General features: G+C 70.8%; 12 protein-coding genes and 2 pseudogenes. 9 read left to right on the top strand and 5 right to left on the bottom strand.

Annotated elements, in window-relative coordinates; genetic code table 11:
* Nucleotides 1–26: 26 nt before the first annotated feature.
* The 5 genes from D893_RS00070 to recC form a co-directional block, all read right to left on the bottom strand.
* Entirely contained in the window at nucleotides 27–365 is a 339-nt protein-coding gene (locus D893_RS00070; protein WP_026288955.1) for a nucleotidyltransferase domain-containing protein, read from the bottom strand.
* Nucleotides 362–781, bottom strand: coding sequence for a nucleotidyltransferase substrate binding protein (locus D893_RS00065; RefSeq protein ID WP_018946776.1), 420 nt, complete (start codon nucleotides 779–781; stop codon nucleotides 362–364). The genes D893_RS00070 and D893_RS00065 overlap by 4 nt, the downstream gene beginning before the upstream one ends.
* Nucleotides 782–842: 61 nt before the next feature.
* Nucleotides 843–2,906: an exodeoxyribonuclease V subunit alpha gene (gene recD / locus D893_RS00060; protein ID WP_110618801.1), complete on the bottom strand. Its 2,064-nt coding sequence runs from the start codon at nucleotides 2,904–2,906 to the stop codon at nucleotides 843–845.
* Nucleotides 2,903–6,691 carry an exodeoxyribonuclease V subunit beta gene (gene recB / locus D893_RS00055; protein ID WP_110618799.1) on the bottom strand — a complete coding sequence of 1,263 codons (3,789 nt, stop codon included), beginning with the start codon at nucleotides 6,689–6,691 and terminating at the stop codon, nucleotides 2,903–2,905. The genes recD and recB overlap by 4 nt, the downstream gene beginning before the upstream one ends.
* Nucleotides 6,688–10,233 (bottom strand): exodeoxyribonuclease V subunit gamma, encoded by a 3,546-nt coding sequence (recC, locus tag D893_RS00050; RefSeq protein ID WP_110618796.1) that lies wholly within the window; start codon nucleotides 10,231–10,233, stop codon nucleotides 6,688–6,690. Before recC ends, recB begins: the two co-directional genes overlap by 4 nt.
* Nucleotides 10,234–10,420: 187 nt before the next feature.
* On the opposite strand from recC, the gene D893_RS00045 reads away from it, so the two are divergent.
* From D893_RS00045 to D893_RS00005, 9 genes and pseudogenes are all read left to right on the top strand, one after another.
* Entirely contained in the window at nucleotides 10,421–11,284 is an 864-nt protein-coding gene (locus D893_RS00045; protein WP_018946772.1) for a type II secretion system protein N, read from the top strand.
* Nucleotides 11,281–13,169: pseudogene (gene gspD / locus D893_RS00040) on the top strand (type II secretion system secretin GspD). The gene D893_RS00045 and the pseudogene gspD overlap by 4 nt, the downstream one beginning before the upstream one ends.
* Nucleotides 13,159–14,673, top strand: a complete 1,515-nt coding sequence (gspE, locus tag D893_RS00035) for a type II secretion system ATPase GspE (RefSeq protein ID WP_077244830.1) — start codon at nucleotides 13,159–13,161, stop codon at nucleotides 14,671–14,673. The pseudogene gspD and the gene gspE overlap by 11 nt, the downstream one beginning before the upstream one ends.
* Before the next feature lie 4 nt (nucleotides 14,674–14,677).
* Complete coding sequence (gene gspF, locus D893_RS00030) at nucleotides 14,678–15,904, top strand: type II secretion system inner membrane protein GspF (RefSeq protein ID WP_018946769.1); 1,227 nt, start codon at nucleotides 14,678–14,680, stop codon at nucleotides 15,902–15,904.
* Between the two features lie 4 nt (nucleotides 15,905–15,908).
* Nucleotides 15,909–16,349 (top strand): type II secretion system major pseudopilin GspG, encoded by a 441-nt coding sequence (gspG, locus tag D893_RS00025; RefSeq protein ID WP_018946768.1) that lies wholly within the window; start codon nucleotides 15,909–15,911, stop codon nucleotides 16,347–16,349.
* The gene (locus tag D893_RS00020) at nucleotides 16,346–16,861 is read left to right on the top strand and encodes a prepilin-type N-terminal cleavage/methylation domain-containing protein (RefSeq protein WP_018946767.1); all 516 of its coding nucleotides are present in this window, start codon (nucleotides 16,346–16,348) and stop codon (nucleotides 16,859–16,861) included. Before gspG ends, D893_RS00020 begins: the two co-directional genes overlap by 4 nt.
* Complete coding sequence (gspI, locus tag D893_RS00015) at nucleotides 16,861–17,241, top strand: type II secretion system minor pseudopilin GspI (protein WP_024329114.1); 381 nt, start codon at nucleotides 16,861–16,863, stop codon at nucleotides 17,239–17,241. The genes D893_RS00020 and gspI overlap by 1 nt, the downstream gene beginning before the upstream one ends.
* Entirely contained in the window at nucleotides 17,228–17,893 is a 666-nt protein-coding gene (gene gspJ, locus D893_RS00010; RefSeq protein ID WP_018946765.1) for a type II secretion system minor pseudopilin GspJ, read from the top strand. The genes gspI and gspJ overlap by 14 nt, the downstream gene beginning before the upstream one ends.
* Nucleotides 17,893–18,216 (top strand): annotated as a pseudogene (locus D893_RS00005) (type II secretion system protein GspK); the annotation flags it as partial. The gene gspJ and the pseudogene D893_RS00005, both read left to right, overlap by 1 nt.
* Nucleotides 18,217–18,333: the final 117 nt, after the last annotated feature.

Raw genomic sequence — 18,333 nt, 5'->3', positions numbered from 1 at the left:
GATGCCCGGGCGAGGTGCGGGCAGCTTCACCCGGCGAGGATGTCCGAAGGGCACAGCTCCACCGCCACACGGCGGATGTGCCCGCGCAGGTCTTCTTCCTCGATCTGGTGCCACAACGACAGATCCACCTTCCACGGCAACAGCAGGTCATCGATCTCGCCCTCGATCCGGAGAAGGTCGCGCACGCCAAGGGTATCCGCCTGCAGGCACAGATCGATATCCGAGGCCTTGCGCCAGGTCCCCTTCGCGCGCGAGCCGTACAATAACACGCCGGTAATCTCCGGCCAGCCGGCGAACACCGCGCACAGGCGCATGACCACATCGGCCGGCAACCCGAACTTCGTAACACTGGCCGCTGCCGTCATGCCAGCCCTTCCAGCTCGCCCATGCGCCTCGCGAACGCATCGAACAGCGCGTGATAGCGCCACACCACCTGCTCGGCGATCTCGCGGGCCACCTTCTCGTTATAGGCATGGGCCGTCAGATTCCGGCTGCGGATCATCTCCATCCAGCCTTCGCCATCTTCGACGAGCCCCTTCGCAAAGGCTTCCCGGATCGCGTCGCGCGAGCCCGTGATCGCGGTATTGCCCTGCCAGGCGAAATAATCCTTCATCACGTTCCAGGCCAGCTCATGATTGAACTCGAAGGCCTGGATCAACCCCTGGCGTTCCAGATCCGACAGCTCGCGCTGCTGCGCCAGACGCACGGCACTCTCCAGCTGTGCCAGGGCCCGCCGGAAATTCGTCAGGCGCTGTTTCCAGCGCACATCCAGATCCGCCATTACGACCTCCTTTCGCGTCGCGTCACACTCTATCTCGTCTCGCCTGTCACGGCATTCACCGTCACGGACTGCTCTCGAGCCAGCGGTGCAGGCCGCCGCCGCGGCGGATGCGGCGGCCCGCGGCGGTTTCGAGGCGGCCGGGGCGGGGTTCCAGCAGGGTGAAACGGCGGCTGGCGCGGGTGATGGCGGTGTAGACCAGCTCGCGGGTCAGGATCGGGCTGTCGGTGTCCGGCAGGATCAGGGCCACGTGGTCGAACTCGGAGCCCTGCGCCTTGTGCACGGTCAGGGCGAAGGCGGACTCCACGCCCTCCAGGCGGTTGGGCGGGATCCAGCGCACCCGGCCGTCGGTGGCGAGGAAGGCCACCCGCAGCACCCGCGACTCCGGCCCGGAGGTGGCTGCGTCGCCCTGCGGCCCGTCCTCGCCCGCGGCCAGCCAGCGTGGCACGGCCAGCGCGATGCCGATGTCGCCGTTGATCAGGCCCAGGGCGTAGTCGTTGCGGGTCACGATCACCGGCCGGCCCTCGACCCATGTCCCCTCGCCCGCCAGCAGGCCCCGCTCCCGCAGTGCCGCCGCGATGCGGCGGTTCAGCTGCTCCAGCCCCCGGGGGCCGCGACGCACCGCGCACAGCAGCTGGAAATGCCCGTGCGCCTGCAGCACCTCGCGCGCCCAGTCCCCCCATGCACCGCGCGCGGCTCCGCCGGCCGGCCGCAGCCGCGCGAGGGCCTCGAGGTAATGGCGATACCCGGCAGCCTCGCGCTGCGGGTCGCCATCCAGCACCCGCGCCAGCCAGCCACGCCCGTCGCCGGCCTCCAGGGTCAGCCGATCCACCGCGCCATCGGGCGTGGGCAGGCGCACCTCCCCGGCCCGGCCCTCGTTGACCGCAGTGGCCAGCTGGCCGATGCCGCTGTCGGCATCGAAACGATGGCTGTGGCGCAGCATCACCACGTGCTGGTCCAGTGCCTGGCCGGCGCCGTCCTGCAGCGCGGCCGGGATCTCTGCACCGGCATGTGCCGTCAGCCAGGCCACGGTCTCCGGGGTGTAATGGCCGTCGGATGCACGGGCACAGAGTTCGCCCATCACCGCGCCGGCCTCCACCGAGGCCAGCTGGTCGCGATCACCCAGCAGGATCAGGCGCGCGTGGCGCGGCACCGCCTCCACCAGCGCGGCCATCAGTTCCAGATCGATCATCGACGCCTCGTCCACCACCAGCACGTCCACCGGCAGCGGGTTTGCCGCATCATGGCGGAAGCCGCGCGCCCCCGGTCGCGCCCCCAGCAGCCGATGCAGGGTCACCACCCCGGCGGGGATGCGGCTGCGCAGGCGCTCGCCGTCGGGCAGGGCCTCGAGGTTCAGGCGGTCCAGCGCCCCGCCCACCGAGGCATTGAGCCGCGCGGCCGCCTTGCCGGTGGGCGCGGCCAGACGGATGCGCAAAGCCTCGCCGTCGCCCTGCAGGCCCTGCAGCAGAGCCAGCAGGCGCAGCACGGTGGTGGTCTTGCCGGTGCCGGGACCGCCGGTGATCACGCCGAAGCCGCTGCCGGCCGCCAGGGCACAGGCAATGCGCTGCCAGTCCGGACCGCTCCCCGGTGCCGTGGCGGGGAACAGCCGGTCCAGCCATTGCCGGGTGCGGGCGGGATCCAGGGCCTCGCGCCAGGCGGGGGCATCTTCCAGCCGCGCGCGCACCGCCTCGCCCACCCGGCGCTCGGCCTCCCAGTAGCGGCGCAGATAGAGCTGGCCCCGGGCACGCACCAGCGGGCTGGCGCCCGGCGCGTCGTCGGCGCACAGCCGCGCGTCCGCCAGCGCGTGTTCCAGTTCCGCCCGGGTGGTTCCGCGCAGGGCCTCGGAGGGCAGCACCGCGGTGGCCGCCTCGCCCTCGGGCGGCAGCGCCAGGGTGCGGTCGGGGGCCTCCAGCAGCGTGTCCAGATCGAGACACACATGCCCGCGCCCGGCCTGATGGCTGGCCAGCGCCGCCAGCAGCAGGGCCAGCGGATCCAGCTCCGGGAGTTCCTCGTGCAGCAGGCGCACCAGCGCGCGGTCCACGCCGCGCAGCCAGCCGGCCTGTTCCCATTCGGCCAGACGCGCGAGCACGCCGGCGGCATCCGGCCGCGCCGCGGCGGGCGCGCTCATGCCCCGGCCTCCGTGGAGCGCACCGCCGGGCGATCCGGACCTTCGGCGAAGGCGCGGTCCAGCCACTCGATCAGCTCGCGCGGCGGGCGCTGATGGAACACGCCCCGCCCCGGCGCATCCACCCCGCGCAGGAACAGATAGACCCCGCCGCCCATGTGCGTGTCGAAGTCGTAGCCGGGCAGGCGGGCCTTCAGCAGGCGGTGCAGCGCCAGGGTGTAGAGCACCAGCTGCAGGTCGTAGCGGTGATCCAGCACCGCCGCGTTCAGCTGCGCCGGGGTATAGGCCTCCGGCCCGGCCCCCAGGCGGTTGGACTTGTAGTCGGCCACGTAATAACGCTCCCCGTGCCGGAACACCAGATCGACGAAACCCTTGAGCATCCCGTTGATCCACTTGCGCCCGGCCGGCGGGCGCGACTCCCCGGGCAGGACATCACGGCGCACCGCCGCATCCAGGGTGTCGCTGTGCAGCCAGCGGGTCTCGAACAGGAACTCGAGCTCGGCCTGATAGCTGTCCAGCCCCGCCAGCGAGAACCCCGCAGCGCCGTCCAGCGGGAACTCGGCCGCCAGCAGGTCGTGCATCCAGCCCTCCAGCACCGGCACCCAGTCGTCCCAGCCGCGGGCACCACAGCGCCGCGCGACCTCGGCGTGCAGACGCGCGGGATCCCCCGCCACCCGCGCAAAGCCCTGTTCGCCGGCCCATTCCAGCAGCCCGTGCAGGAAGGTGCCGGGCTCCGGGCCGTGCGGGAAATCGTGGTGCCCGCCGGCCGGGGCCGTGGTCACCGCCCCGGACTCACGATCGCTGTCCGCGTCGAGGTCACGCCCACCGGCATCCTCGCGCAGGATGTCCTCCTCGGCGGTATCCGGGGCATCGGGGCCGGCATCGGCGAGCGCGGCACTGTCGTCCGGGCCCGGCTCCTCGCGCCGTGCGATGGCGCTGTAGCTGGCCACCCACCAGGGCTCGCGCACCCGGCGCCGCGGGACCCGCGCGGGCCCGGTGGCCGGCGCGGCCTCGCCCGCGCGGCAGCGTTCGGCCGCCGGCGGCGGCAGCGGCTCCACCCGCACATGGCCTTCGTCGTCGCGCAGTTCCTCCATGCGCGCGGCCAGCGCCGGCGGCTCCACGCCCTCCGGGCCGAACAGCAGGTAGCCGACGGCCGTGCGGTGCAGATCGCTATCCTTGCGGTTGCCGTGGCGCACGGGCGCGATCGCCATCCAGCAGGCGTGGCGGGCGCGGGTCATGCCCACGTACAGCAGACGCAGATCTTCGGCGCGCTGCTCGCGCTGCTGGCGTTCCTTCGCCGCGTCGTCCATGTGAAACCGCCACTGCGGGGCCGCGCCCGGCGAGCGGTCCAGGAACGGTACGTCCTTGCTGGTCACCTCACGGAAACCGCAGACGAATGGCAGGAACACCAGCGGGTACTCCAGGCCCTTGGACTTGTGCAGGGTGACCACCTTGACCAGGTCCTCGTCGCTCTCCAGGCGCAGGATCTGCTCGTCACCGGGCGCGAAATCCGCATCGCGATGCTCGGCCAGGTGGCGGATCAGTGCCTGCTCGCCGTCCAGCTCGGCATCCGCCTCCTGGAGCAGCTCGCTCAGATGCAACAGGTTGGTCAGCGCGCGCTCGCCGCCCTCGTCCGCGAGCAGGGCACGCGGCACGTCGAAATCGTGCAGCAGGGCGCGCAGCATCGGCAGCACCCCGCGCGCCTGCCACAGCCGGCGATAGGCGCGGAACTGTTCCACCCGCGCCTCCCAGCGCAGCTCGTCCACGGTCAGCCGGTGCAGCTCCGCCAGCGGCAGTCCCAGGGTCGGCGTCGCCAGGGCCGCACGCAGCAGCCGCTCGCTGGTGGGCTCGGCACAGGCGCGCAGCCAGCGCAGCAGGTCCCCGGCCTCGGCGGTGGTGTAGACCGAATCCCCGCCCGAGAGGTACACGCTGCGCACGCCCCGCTCGCGCAGTGCACGTTCGATCTCGGCGGCCTCCTTGCGATCACGCACCAGCACGGCCATGTCGCGCGGGCGCAGGGGGCGGAAGCGGGCCTCGCCCGCGTCCCCGCCCTCGACGAAGCCGGTGTGACCGTCCTCGCCGCCGTTCAGCAGCTCCACCATGCGGCTGGCGCAGGCCGCCGCGGCACTCGCCCGCCAGTCGCGGATGCCCACCGGCTCGTCGCCGCCGGCCTGCCACAGGGTCAGCGCGGGCAGCGCGGTGCCGTGTTCCGTCAGGGTCTCGGAGCGGCCGCGGGCTTTGACCCGATGAAACGGCAGCTCCCCGCCCCCGAAACCGAACGCGCCGTCGGGCCAGGCCTCGGCACGAGCGAACAGGTGGTTGACGCCGGCCACCAGGGATTCCACCGAGCGGAAATTCTTCGGCAGGGTGTAATGCCGCCCGGCGGTGGCGTGGCGAGCACGCAGGTAGCTGTGGATGTCGGCCCCGCGGAAGCGGTAGATCGCCTGCTTGGGGTCCCCGATCAGCAGCAGCCCGGTGACGTCCGGGTTCTCCTCGATGCGGTACACCTTGTCGAAGATCCGGTACTGGTCCGGATCGGTGTCCTGGAACTCGTCGATCAGGGCCACCGGGAAGCGCTCGCGCAGGGTACGCGCCAGGGCCTCGCCGTCGGGACCGTACAGGGCGTCGCGCAGGCGGGTGAGCAGGTCGTTGAAGCCGATCTGCGCGCGCTGCTGCTGGGCACGGCGAAAGCGCCGGTCGATCGCGGCCGCCGCGGCCTTGAGCAGGCGCTCGCTCTCGTCGGCACAGACCTCGGCGTGGTCGTTCAGCGCGATGAACGCCGGATGCAGGTCGGCGGGCAGGGACTGGCCCTTCTTGCGAAACCCCTCCTGCGCCATGCCGGCCGCGCTCATGCGCTCCAGCAGCGGAGTGCTGCCGCCGATGCGCGGCTGCAGCAGCCCCGGGGTATCCGCCCATTCGCGCATCGCCTCCAGCAGCTGCTCGGGGTTCTTGTATCTGGTCCCGTTGAGCACGTCACGATGCAGCTGGCGGAACTGTGCCTCCACGGCCTCGCGGTCCTCGTTCCAGCGCTGCTTCATCGCCGCCAGCCGCTGCAGGCGATCACCCAGCCAGGCGTTCAGCCCGTCCGGGGTGGTCAGCGCCTCGGTGGCCGGCGGCAGCGGTTCCACCCGCCCCAGCAGCGCGCGCACCTTGCCCAGCAGGGCCTCGGGGCTGGCGCCCCAGGCCCCGCGCAGCAAAAGCAGGGCATCGACGCTCTGCGGATACATGAAACTGCGCCAGAAGTCCCGCGCCGCCTCGGCCAGCAGTTCGCGCTGGTCAGCCGCCAGCTCCTGACGGAACGGGCTGCCGGAGGCGAAGGCGTGTTCGCGCAGCACCCGCTGGCACCAGGAGTGGATGGTGGATACCGCCGACTCGTCCATCCACTCGGCGGCCACCTCCAGACGCCGAGCCGCACCCGCGCGTTCGTCCGGGTCCGGCCACTGCGCGCGCAGATCGAGGTGGACGGGTTCGGCGCCGGCGACCTGCTCCGGGGCTTCGGCGCGGAACACCCGCGCGGCGGTGGCCAGGCCGTCGCGGATGCGCTCGCGCAGCTCCTGGGTCGCCGCCTCGGTGAAGGTCATCACCAGGATCTGCGGCGGCGTCAGCGCCCCGCAGCCCTCGGGCAACGGGCCGTGTCCCAGCACCAGACGCAGGTACAGCGCGGCGATGGTGTAGGTCTTGCCGGTACCGGCGCTGGCCTCGATCAGCCGCGAGCCGTGCAGGGGCAGCGCCAGCGGATCCAGCTTGCGCACGTCCTCGTGGGTGTCCGTCCCGGGCGCGTGGGTCATGCCGTCTCCTCCCCGGTGCTCAGGCTGTCGAACAGCGGGCGATACAGGCGCTCGGCCCAGTACGCCATCGCCGGGTCCGCCAGCAATGCCTGCGGATCCGGCCAGGCCCGCGCCAGCGCCGGGCGCCGGGCCAGCTCACCGGCCTCGTGGTAGCCGTCCCCTTCCAGCACGCGCAGCGCGGCCGCGTGCGCATCCCGGTCTTCATCCTCGGCCCGCAGCCAGGCCCCGGCCACCGCGGCCGCCAGCGGCAGCGGGCGTTCCAGCGCGGCGGCCCAGCCTTCCAGCAGGGTCTCCAGATGCGCGCGGGCGGTGGCCCGGTCGAGGGCCACGAAACGGCACTCGGTATCCAGGCCCACCAGCCGGGTCTCGACATCGGCGCGCGCGGCGCAGGCGACCAGGTGACGCACCCAGGCGCCCGTCAGCTTGTCGATGCGCCAGGCCTTCTTGTCCTTCAGCCGGCTGACCGTGGATTCCAGCTGCAGGGCCGCCTCCTGCGGAGCGCCCTCCGGCGGGATCCGCAGCGCGGCCGGCAGGGCCTCCAGCTGCCAGCCGGCCGCCGCCACGCGCACCGCCGGCAGCGCCGGGGCCCGCCGCGGGAAGGCCTGCAAAGGTTCGGCGATGCGTTCCAGGAGTCGTTCGGCGTCCCCGATCAGTTCCGTGCGCTGCAGCTCGCCGGCCGCCCCCAGCGGCAGGTGCCCGGCGCGCAGCAGGCGACGGGATTCCGCCTCCAGGGTCGGACGGCGCCGCTGCAGCCATGCCTGCGCGTCCTCGTCCGCCTCGATCTCGCCGTCCTCCAGGGCCGTGGCCACCAGCCGCTGGCGCAGCTGCCAACCCTCCAGCCCCGCCACGCCGAACGGCTCCAGGTCCTCGGTCGCGCCCGGGTCCTCGTCGAAATGCACGCCCAGACGCTGGCCAAAGAACACCTCGACCGGGTCCTTCAGCAGCCGCACCAGGGTCTCCGGCCCGAGCACGGCGTCCTCCGCCTCCGGCGCGGGGGGTGGCAGGGTTTCGTCCTCCGCCGGCGCGTCCGTTTGCGCAACGCCCGCCGCCGGGGCGGCATGCACCGCCTCCCATTCGGCGGCATAGGTGAAATGCGCAGAAGCCTCGCCCGCCGGCGGGAAATTCGCCGGCGCGAAGGGCTGCAGCGGGTGTTCGATCGTCAGTTGCTGCAGCAGGGACGCCTCGCCCGCCGGCTGCCAGCCGGCTGCCAGATGGTCGCGCAGCTGGGCCACCAGCACCGACGGCGGACGCGGTTCGTTGTCGCGCACGCTGCGCCCCACCCAGCTGACATGCAGATGGTCACGCGCGGACAGCAGGGCCTCCAGGAACAGGTAGCGGTCGTCCTCGCGCCGCGAGCGGTCGCCGGGGCGGTAGTCGCGGGTCATCAGGTCGAAATCCACCGGCGTCGGGCGCCGCGGATAATCTCCGTCGTTCATCCCCAGCAGGCAGACCACCCGGAACGGGATCGCGCGCATCGGCATCAGGGTGCCAAAGTTCACCGCCCCGGCGAGAAAGCGCTGCCCCACCCCGGCCTCCTCCTGGCTCGCCAGCCACTGCTCGCGCACCACGGTCAGCGGCAGGGCCTCGGTCAGACCGGCGGCGTCACAGTCCTCGCGCCACTGCTCCAGGGCGTCCTCCAGCCGCCGCAGGCTCAGCAGCTCGTCCTCGTCGTGCCCCTGGAAGAAATCCTGCAGCAGGCCGTGCAGGCAGGCGGCCCAGTCCTCCGGGCTCTGCGCGCGGCGCAGGGCCTCCCAGGCCCCGGACAGCGCCTCGATCAGGTGGTCCAGCGGCCCCAGCAGCGTGGCCGCCAGTCCGCCGCTCTCGGCGAACGGCTCGATTGCCTGCCAGGCCTCGCCGTCGCCCACCGCGTAACCCAGCAGCATGCGCCGCAGGCCGAAGCGCCAGGTGTTCTGCTCCAGCCCCTCGGGCAGCCCCAGGCCGGCGCGCTGGCGGGCATCCAGCCCCCAGCGCACGCCGGCGGCCTCGGCCCAGCGGTGCAATGCCGCCAGATCGTCCTCGCCGAGACCGAAACGCCGCCGCACCGCGGGCACGTCCAGCAGGTCCAGCACCTCGCTCACGCCGATGCGGCTCTCGGGCAGGGCCAGCAGGCGTTCCAGCGCGATCAGGACCGGGTCGCGCCCGCGCGGCCCCTGATCGGCCAGGGTGTAGGGGATGTGCCCGGGTTCGTCGGGCCCGTGCTGACCGAACACCGCGTCGATGTACGGGGCATACACGTTGATGTCCGGCACCATCACGATCACGTCGCGCGGGCGCAGGTCGGGGTCGGCGTCGAACAGTGCCAGCAGGCGGTCATGCAGGATCTCCACCTCGCGCAGCGGGCTGTGCGCGACGTGGAAGCGTACCGAGGCGTCGGCCGGGTCCACCGGCGGCCAGGCCTCGCGGGTCTCGCCCAGCGGGCGCAGCGCGCGGATGTCCTCCTGCAGCTGGTGCAGCAGGCAGGCCTCGCCGTGCGGCTCGAAGAAATCGATGCGCTCCCAGTCCAGCCCCTCCAGCACGCGGTTGCGGGCGGCCGGCTCATCGTGTTCATCCAGCAAGGCGATGTAGTCGCGCCCCTGACGCCCCCAGGCAGCCAGCAGCGGATGGGCGTGGCTGTGCAGCGTGGTTTCGTCCAGCACCTCGGGCATGTCCGGGCGCCGCGCCTGGCGCCGGCGGCGGGCGCGCAGCAGGTCGCGGTCGGCCACGATGTCGGCCCAGTAGTGCTCGCAGGGGTTGTGCACGCAGACCAGGATCTGACATACGCCCGCCAGCCCCTCCAGCGCCTCCAGGATCTGCCCCGGCATGGAGGAGATGCCGAACACGATCAGCCGCCGCGGCACTCCCGCGGGGCGCTGCTCGAGATCCCCCACCGCCCGCATGTAGCGCTCGTGCACCGCGGAGCGGCTGACCCACGCCTGTTCGTCGCCCACGTCGTCCAGCAGGGCCCGCCACAGTTCGGCCTGCCAGCGCTGCTCCGGGGCCAGTTCGGGCTCCTCGCCGCGCGCCCCGCGCAGCACGTCACGGCCGTCGGCCCAGTCCGCCAGCCAGTCGGCGCGGTACACCTGGTACTGGTCGAACAGATCGGCCAGGCGCTCGGCCAGCTGGTAACGCTTGCGCAGGTCGCCGCCCGCCTCCGGGCCGTCGTCACGCAGGAATTCGGCCAGCGGGGCAAAGGCCGGGCGCTGCAGCAGCGCCGGCAGCAGGCGCATCAACCGCCACAGCAGCGGGCGCTTGGCGAACGGGGATTCCAGCGGCACCGCCTCGGCGCCCAGCACCGCGCGATAGGCGGACCAGATGAAGCGCGAGGGGAGCTGCATGTCCAGCGCCGCAGCGATCCCGCAGCCGGGCGGATCGGCATCCGGATCGGCCGCCAGCGCGTGCCGCAGCCACTGCGCCATGCCGTTGCTCTGCACCAGGATGGTCTCGTTCTCCAGCGGCGCCGGCGGCGCCCGCCGCACCCACTCGACCACCAGCGAGCGCAGCGACTCCAGCCGGTTGCCGTGCAGCACCACCATCCCTGGCTGCAGTTCCTCGCTCGCCTCCACGCCCGCTCCTGCCGCTGTCCGTCGTCGTGCCGGCTACCGTCGCAAAAGCCCGGGGGGCTGTCCAGCCACCCCGCCAGTCAGCGTTCCCTCCTCGTCACAGTGGTCAAGGAAACACTGTTCAATGAGGCTGTGACGTCCCTGTGGCTCAGGTAAACTCGGGGACATGATTGCGGATTCCGGAACGTTCATGCACACGCGTCTGCCCCGCCTGCTCAACCTGGCGCTGGCGGTCATGCTGGCGTGGATGACGGCCGGGCTGGTATGGCTGATGCTTGCCCCGGAGGGGGTTCTGCCACCCCCGGATCCCGCCGCAGCACCCACCGACACCACACATTCTTCGTCACCGGCCAGCGCGACGACGGAAGCAGGCGAGGACCGAGCTTCAGGATTCAGTCGCAGCGCGCGTCATGAACCTTTCGGCCCGCTCGAAACCGCCACGCCCGCGCCAGTCGAACAGGCGCCCGAAACCCGGCTGCAGCTGGATCTGAAAGGTGTCCTGGCCGATGGCCATGGCGACGGAACCGCGTTCATCGCGGCTGGCGGCAGGGACATCGAGCTCTACCGGCCCGACGATACCATCGGAGAGCAAATGGCCACGCTGGACCAGGTGCACCCCGATCATGTGGTGCTGCTGCGGGATGGCCGACACGAGATCCTGCGACTGCCACGCGGTGAGGATCCGCGCATCGCGGGCAACGGTGCGGACCGGAGTGCGGAGCCTTCGCCTGCAACGAGTTCTGCCGACGGTCGTATCAGTCGCGACCGCTGGCTCAACGATCCCGAACGGGTCATGGACGCCGTACGCGCCCGCCCCGTCATTCGCCAGGGATCGCTGGCCGGACTCGAAGTCCGGCCCACGCGCAATCGGCGCGACTTCGAGCGAACCGGCCTGCGCCCCGGCGACATCATCACCTCGGTCGGAGGGCGAGAGATCTCCGCGATCGAGGACCCCGAAACCCTGCTCGCGGACCTGCAGGACGCGCGCCGGGTCGACATCACCGTCGAACGCGACGGCCAGGCCCGTTCGCTCAGCATCGAGTTTACCGAATGAGACTCCGCCCGTCCCTCGCCAGCGCATGGCTGACCGCGGCCCTGCTGGCCACCCCGGCCGCGCCGCTGGCCGCCGACACACTCACGCTCAACCTGCGCGACACCGACATCCACAACCTGATCGATCTGGTGGCCGAAGAAACGGGCACCAACTTCATCGTGGATCCCAGGGTGCGGGGCGAAGTCACGGTGGTTTCCAGCCGTCCGGTCGCGCGTGACGAACTCGAGGACCTGTTTCACGAGATCCTGGATATCCATGGCTTCGCGGCCGTGGAGGGTGACGGCGCGACCCGGATCATCCCGGATGGTCAGACCACGCAGGAGCCCACGCCCCTGCTGACGCCGGATGCCGAAGCCCCGGACACCCGGGGTGCGTCGATCGTCACCCACGTCATCCAGGCGCGCCATGTCGACGTCACCCAGCTGGTGCCCGCATTGCGCCCTCTCCTCCCCCAGAGCGGCCACATGGCCGCCTCCAGCGGATCGTCGAACGCATGGATCGCCCCATGGACACGGAGTTCGATGTCATCGAGCTCGAACATGCACGCGCCGGGGACCTGACCGAACACCTGCGCGAACTGATGCCGGGACGCCCGGGCGAGCTCCAGGATGCCCGCGCACAGGCCGACCCGCGCAGCAACGCCATCATCCTGTCGGGGGACGAAACCGACCGCCTGCGCATGCGCGGCCTGATCGCCCAGCTGGACCGCGAGGTTCATCGGGGCAATACCCGGGTGCACTACCTGCGCTATGCCCGCGCGGAAACCGTCGCGGAACTGCTGCGCAGCATCGCGGAGCACGATCCGGGCATGGAAACCGAGGACGGCGACGGCCCGCGCGTTCACATCGAGTCCCACGAAAGCACCAACGCTGTGGTCACCTCGGGCCCGGCGGAGCGCCTGCGTGATTTCGACGACATTATCGACCAACTCGATATCCGGCGCGCCCAGGTCCTGGTCGAGGCCGTGATCGCGGAGGTTTCCTCCGACCGGGTCGAGGAACTGGGCGTCCAGTGGGGCGCGATCGGCAGCAGCGCCGCCGGAGTCCTGAGCTTCTCCGAGAGGCAGACCGGCATCGTCGATCTGGCTGCCGGGATCGATGCCTACCTCGGGGGCGAGGTGGCCAGCCCGCCGGGGCTCAGCGACGGGCTGACGGTCGGCGGCGCGGGCCAGTCCGGAAACAACGCCATTGCCGGTCTGGTGAACATGCTGCAGCGCGACAGTGCCACCAACATCCTCTCGACCCCCAGCCTTCTCACGCTGGACAACGAGGAGGCCGAGATCGTGGTCGGCCAGAACGTACCGTTCGTGGTCGGGCGCTCAATCGAGGACTCCGGACAGGCCTTCGACACCATCCGGCGCGAGGACGTGGGGGTCAAGCTGCGCGTGCGTCCGCAGATCAACCAGGGCAACGCGGTGCGCATGGAGATCGAACAGGAGGTCTCGCAGCTGGCGCCCGGCACCGCGGGTGCCGCCGACCTGATCACCAACACCCGCACACTGACCACCCATGTCCTGGTGGATGACGGCGACATGCTGGTCCTCGGCGGGCTGATCGAGGAGCAGCAGACCGACCAGGAAGCCGGCGTCCCGGGGCTCGGGAATATCCCGGGCCTGGGCCGGCTGTTCCGCGCCGACCGCAACCAGACCGAAAAACGCAACCTGATGGTCTTCCTCCACCCGCGCATCGTCCGGGACAGCGCCGACGGCGCCGAACTCACCAGCGAGAAGTACAGCTTCATCCGCGCCGAACAGCTGCGCGAACGAGCCCGCACCCGGGGCCGCGGCGACACCACACCGGTCCTGCCGCAATGGGACCGGCTGACCGAGCTGCCCCCGGCCTTCGAAGAACTGCATCCGGCTTACGCCACCGACCATGCTGACTGAACAGGCCCCCGACCCGAGCACGGAAGACGACTTCAGCGTCGGCTACGGCTTCGCCCGGCGCGTCGGCGCCGTTCCGGGCGAGGTCCGCGACGGCGAGCGGGAAATCATTCTCCATCCACGAGCGGACCCCGAGGGACTGGCCGAGCTCCGGCGACGCAGCGCCGAGCCGCTGCGTCTGCACCCGGTTGACGAGGCCACCTTCGAACGGCGCCTGCGCGAACGTTACGAGTCCAGTTCCTCGGACGCGATGCAGTCGATGGAAGGACTGGACGACAGCCTCGACCTCTCCAGTGTCGCGGAATCGCTGGGCGAGCCCCGGGACCTGCTGGAGACCGAGGACGATGCCCCCATCATCCGGCTGATCAACGCACTGCTGACCGAGGCGGTCCGCGAGAACGCCTCCGACATCCATGTCGAACCGTTCGAGAACCGCCTGGCCGTGCGCATGCGCGTGGACGGGATACTGCGCGAGGTCCTCACCCCTCCGGCAGGGCTGGCACCTCTCATCGTCTCGCGCATCAAGGTGATGGCCCGTCTGGACATCGCCGAAAAGCGCCTGCCGCAGGATGGCCGCATCTCCCTGCGCATCGCCGGGCGGCCGGTGGACGTGCGCGTCTCCACCCTGCCCTCGGGCCATGGCGAACGCATCGTGCTGCGACTGCTGGACAAGCAGGCCGGACGCCTGGACCTGGCCCATCTGGGCATGGAGGCACAGACCCACGCGGTCCTGGAGCGGATTGTCACGCGGCCGCACGGCGTCGTGCTGGTCACCGGCCCCACGGGCTCCGGCAAGACCACCACCCTGTATGCCGCCCTCACGCGACTGAACGACCGCAGCCGCAACATCCTCACCGTGGAAGACCCGATCGAGTACTACCTCGACGGGATCGGCCAGACCCAGATCAACAGCCGCATCGACATGACCTTCGCACGCGGGCTGCGCGCCATCCTGCGGCAGGATCCCGACGTGGTCATGGTCGGCGAGATCCGCGATCTGGAAACCGTGCAGATCGCGGTACAGGCCAGCCTTACCGGGCATCTGGTCTTTTCCACCCTGCACACCAACACCGCGATCGGGGCGGTCACGCGCCTGCGCGACATGGGCGTCGAGCCCTTCCTGCTGTCCTCGACGCTCAACGGCATCCTGGCGCAGCGCCTGGTGCGGGTCCTGTGCCCCGAATGCCGCGAGCCGTATCCCGCAAGCGCTCGCGAATGCGCCCTGCTGGGACTGGAAGACCCCGGCGACGACCCGGCACCCACGCTCCATCGGCCCCGCGGCTGTCCCGCCTGCAACGAGCTCGGGTATCGCGGCCGGACCGGGATCTACGAACTGGTGGAGATCGACGACACCCTGCGCGGCCTGATCCACGACAACGCCGGGGAACAGGAAATGACCCGGGCCGCCCGGCAGCACAGCCACAGCCTGCGCGCGGACGCCCGCCGCCGTGTCCTCGACGGCACCACCAGCCTCGAGGAAATGCTGCGCGTCACCCAGGAGGACTGACGCCATGCCCGCATTCGAATATCAGGCCCTGGATGCCGGGGGACGCACCCGCAAGGGTGTCACCGAGGGGGACACCGCGCGCAGCGTGCGGGCGCAGCTGCGCAGCGACGGCCTGACCCCGCTGGAACTGCGCGAGATCGACGATGCCGGCCCGCGGCCGGCCACCGTTGGCCGTTCCGCGACCGGCGGCCGGGGGCACATCGGCCCCCTGGACCTGGCCCTGGCCACCCGGCAGATGGCTACCCTGGCGCGTGCCGGGCTGCCGGTGGAGGAATGGCTGGCCACCGTCGCACGCCAGAGCGAAAAACCGCGGGTGCGCAACATCCTGCATGCGGTGCGCACTCGCGTCATGGAGGGACACTCCCTGGCCAGCGCGCTGGCCGGCTTTCCCCGGGTGTTCCCCGAGATCTACCGCAGCACCGTCGCCTCGGGCGAGGCCTCGGGGCACCTCGACCGGGTACTGGAACGCCTTGCCGAATATCTGGAGAGCCGGCACGCGCTGCGCCAGCGGGTGCTGCTGGCCCTGATCTACCCGATCGCCCTGACCGTGGTCGCCATCCTGGTGACCGTCGGCCTGGTGGTCTACGTGGTGCCCGAAGTAGTCCAGGTCTTTGACGGGCTCGACCAGGAGCTTCCGGCGATCACGCGGGGGCTGATCGCCACCAGCGATGCCCTGCGGGACTGGGGCCTGGCGGGACTGATCGTCCTGGCGGCCCTGACCGGACTGCTGGCCTGGGCGCTGCGCCACCCCGGCCCGCGCACGCAGTACCACCGCCTGCTGCTGCACCTCCCCCTGGTGGGGCGTCTGATCCGCGGCATCAATACGGCACGCTTCGCGCGCACCCTGAGTATCCTGTCAGCCAGCGGGGTGTCCCTGCTGGAGGCCCTGCGCACCGGATCCGAGGTAGTCTCCAACCGGCCCATGCGCACCGCGATCGAGAACGCGTCGCTGCGTATCCGCGAGGGCAGCAGCATCGGCCGGGCTCTGGAGGACACGGGTTTCTTTCCCCCGATCACCGTCCACCTGATCCGCAGCGGCGAGTCCAGCGGCAATCTCACCGAAATGCTGGAACGCGCCGCCGAAACCCAGGAGCAGGAGGTCGAATCCCGCATCAGCCTGAGCATGGGGCTGTTCGAACCACTGCTCATCCTGACCATGGGCGGGGTGGTGCTGACCATCGTCCTGGCGATACTGCTGCCCATATTCGAACTCAACCAGCTGGTGAACTAGAGCCATGAAACACTCCCGTCGCAATACCGGTTTCACCCTGATCGAAGTCATGGTGGTGGTCGTGATCCTCGGCATCCTCGCCGCCATCGTGGTCCCGCGCGTGATGGACCGGCCGGACGATGCCCGCCTGACCAAGGTCAAGCAGGACATCCGGACGATCGAATCCGCGCTCAATCTCTATCGCCTGGACAACTTCCGCTATCCCAGCACCGACCAGGGTCTGGAGGCGCTGGTGGAGCCACCGACGAGCGGCCCCGAACCCGCCCAGTATCGTGACGGCGGCTACATGGACCGACTGCCGAACGACCCCTGGGGCAACGAATACCAGTACCTGCATCCCGGACGCCACGGCGACTTCGACGTGTTCAGCTTCGGCGCCAACGGGCGGCGTGGTGGCGAGGGCATCGAAGGCGAGATCGGCAACTGGAACATCGACGACCTGTGACGCGGGCCCGGCAAGTTACGGGTTTCACCCTGCTGGAGGTCCTGGTGGTGATGGTCATCATCGGCGTGCTGGCCGGCGCTGCGCTTCTGTCCACCGGCCAGCTGGGCGGAAGAGCCCTGGAACAAACCGGACACCAGCTGGCCGGACAGATCGAACTCGCCCGCGATCAGGCGCTGCTGACCGGCCAGCCACTGGCGATAGGGGTCGCCCGTGAACGACTTGCCGTCCTCGAACGCCAGTGGCTGGACGACCGCCAGGTCACCTGGGTCCCGGTAGAGCAAGGTCCGCTGGCGCCTCGTGATCTGGGATCGCTGGGCCTGGAGCCCCGCCTGTGGATCGACGACCGTCGCGCCAGCCTGAGCGAGCGCCCCGAGGAAAACCTCATCACCATCAACAGTGCCGGCGACATCCAGGCGTTCGAACTGATCCTGCAGCGCGCGGGCGATGAAGCCTCGCTGCGCCTGCACAGCGATGGTACACGCCGGGTCCGCATGGATCGGGAGAACCGGTGATGGGCAGCCGCGGCTTCACCCTGCTGGAGCTGCTCGTGGCCCTGGTGGTGCTCGCCGTGGCGCTCGGGGCGCTGATCAAGGCCGGCAGCGAACACGCGCGCAACACCGCTTATCTGCAGGAGCGCGCCCTCGCCGAGTGGGTCGCGGCCAACGTGCTTGCCGACTACGAAGCGGGTCTGTTGCCGGCGGAACCGGGAACCCGCCGAACTTCCGAGACCCTGGCCGGGCGCGAATGGGAGGCACGGGTGGAGATCGAAAACCGCCAGTTCGACGCCCCGCTGGAGCTGCCACCGGTACGCCGGATCGAGATCCGGGTATGGCCGACCGGCGGCGATCCGGATCACCCGCTGGGGCGCGAGACCGGTTATGCACTGCCCTGAACGCAGCCAGTGCGTACGCACACGCGGGCCAGGCCGCGCGGACGGGTTCACCCTGCTGGAGCTGCTGGTGGCGGTGGGGATCTTCGGGATCGTCGGTCTCCTGGCGATCGGCGGCTTGCGCAGCGTGCTCGATGCGGACGAAGCCACGCGCGAACAGACCCGTCGGCTCGCCGACCTCCAGATCACCCTGGCCACCCTCGAGCGCGATCTGCGCCATGCGGTGCCCCTGCGCCCGCGCGACGGGTTCGGAGATCGCCAACCCCCGCTACGCTACAGCCCGGTCACCGACCCGCAGCAGCTCGAATTCGTGCGCGCGGGCCTGGGGGGCCACGAACGCCTGGGACGCGTGGCCTGGCGGATCGGCGAGGAAGGCCTGGAGCGCATCACCTGGCCGAGCGTGGACGGGGCCCCGCAAGAAAGCGAACGGCGGCGTCGTTTCCTTCCCCCGCAACCCGGCGAGGACAGGCATGCCGAACCACCACGGGTCCGTTTCGATTTCCTGCACCCGCGCACCGGGGAGGAAATCGATGCCTGGCCACCGCTGGAAACCGGCCACGAGGCGAGCCTGCCCGCGATGGTCCTGGTGCGTCTCGAGGTCCCCGGCCTGGGCGAGATCGAACGCCGTATCCCGCTGACCGGGGCACGACCATGATGCGCCCCGGGCATCAAAGCCAGGCCGGGGCCGCCCTGATCACCGCCTTGCTGGTGGTCGCCATCGCCACGGTCACCGCCGCCACCATGGCCCTGCGCGACCAGCAGCAGATCCATCGCGCGACCCTGCTGCAGGAACAGGACCGCGCGCGCCAGCTCAATCGGGGTGCGGAAGCCGTCGCAATCCATCTGCTGGAAGAACAGCGCGACCTGACGGAACTGCCGTGGGAGGGTTGCCAGTCACCCCCCATCCCGATCGAGATCGAGGGCACGACCGTTACCGGACGTCTGGACAACCTCCACTGCCGGTTCAATCTCAACAGCGAGTTATGGTCAAGTCTGGTGTATGAGTGATCGCTGGTTCAGGCGGCGCTCCGGTCGGTGATGGAGGATTCCTCGTCGTTGGTCGGTTCGGTCTGCTCGATGCCGTCGATGAACTGA

Origin of the sequence: Thioalkalivibrio sp. ALE21 (assembly GCF_003208255.1) — a bacterium.
Taxonomy (GTDB): domain Bacteria; phylum Pseudomonadota; class Gammaproteobacteria; order Ectothiorhodospirales; family Ectothiorhodospiraceae; genus Thioalkalivibrio; species Thioalkalivibrio halophilus.
Note: the sequence above shows the minus strand (reverse complement) of the source record. Positions and strands in the feature narration are given on the sequence as shown.

What these genes read in the sequence shown, in the direction of transcription:
- D893_RS00070 (WP_026288955.1), bottom strand. Translation starts at nt 365, where the DNA reads ATGACGGCAGCGGCCAGTGTTACGAAGTTCGGGTTGCCGGCCGATGTG.
- D893_RS00065 (WP_018946776.1), bottom strand. Translation starts at nt 781, where the DNA reads ATGGCGGATCTGGATGTGCGCTGGAAACAGCGCCTGACGAATTTCCGG.
- recD (WP_110618801.1), bottom strand. Translation starts at nt 2,906, where the DNA reads ATGAGCGCGCCCGCCGCGGCGCGGCCGGATGCCGCCGGCGTGCTCGCG.
- recB (WP_110618799.1), bottom strand. Translation starts at nt 6,691, where the DNA reads ATGACCCACGCGCCCGGGACGGACACCCACGAGGACGTGCGCAAGCTG.
- D893_RS00045 (WP_018946772.1), top strand. Translation starts at nt 10,421, where the DNA reads ATGCACACGCGTCTGCCCCGCCTGCTCAACCTGGCGCTGGCGGTCATG.
- gspE (WP_077244830.1), top strand. Translation starts at nt 13,159, where the DNA reads ATGCTGACTGAACAGGCCCCCGACCCGAGCACGGAAGACGACTTCAGC.
- gspF (WP_018946769.1), top strand. Translation starts at nt 14,678, where the DNA reads ATGCCCGCATTCGAATATCAGGCCCTGGATGCCGGGGGACGCACCCGC.
- gspG (WP_018946768.1), top strand. Translation starts at nt 15,909, where the DNA reads ATGAAACACTCCCGTCGCAATACCGGTTTCACCCTGATCGAAGTCATG.
- gspI (WP_024329114.1), top strand. Translation starts at nt 16,861, where the DNA reads ATGGGCAGCCGCGGCTTCACCCTGCTGGAGCTGCTCGTGGCCCTGGTG.
- gspJ (WP_018946765.1), top strand. Translation starts at nt 17,228, where the DNA reads ATGCACTGCCCTGAACGCAGCCAGTGCGTACGCACACGCGGGCCAGGC.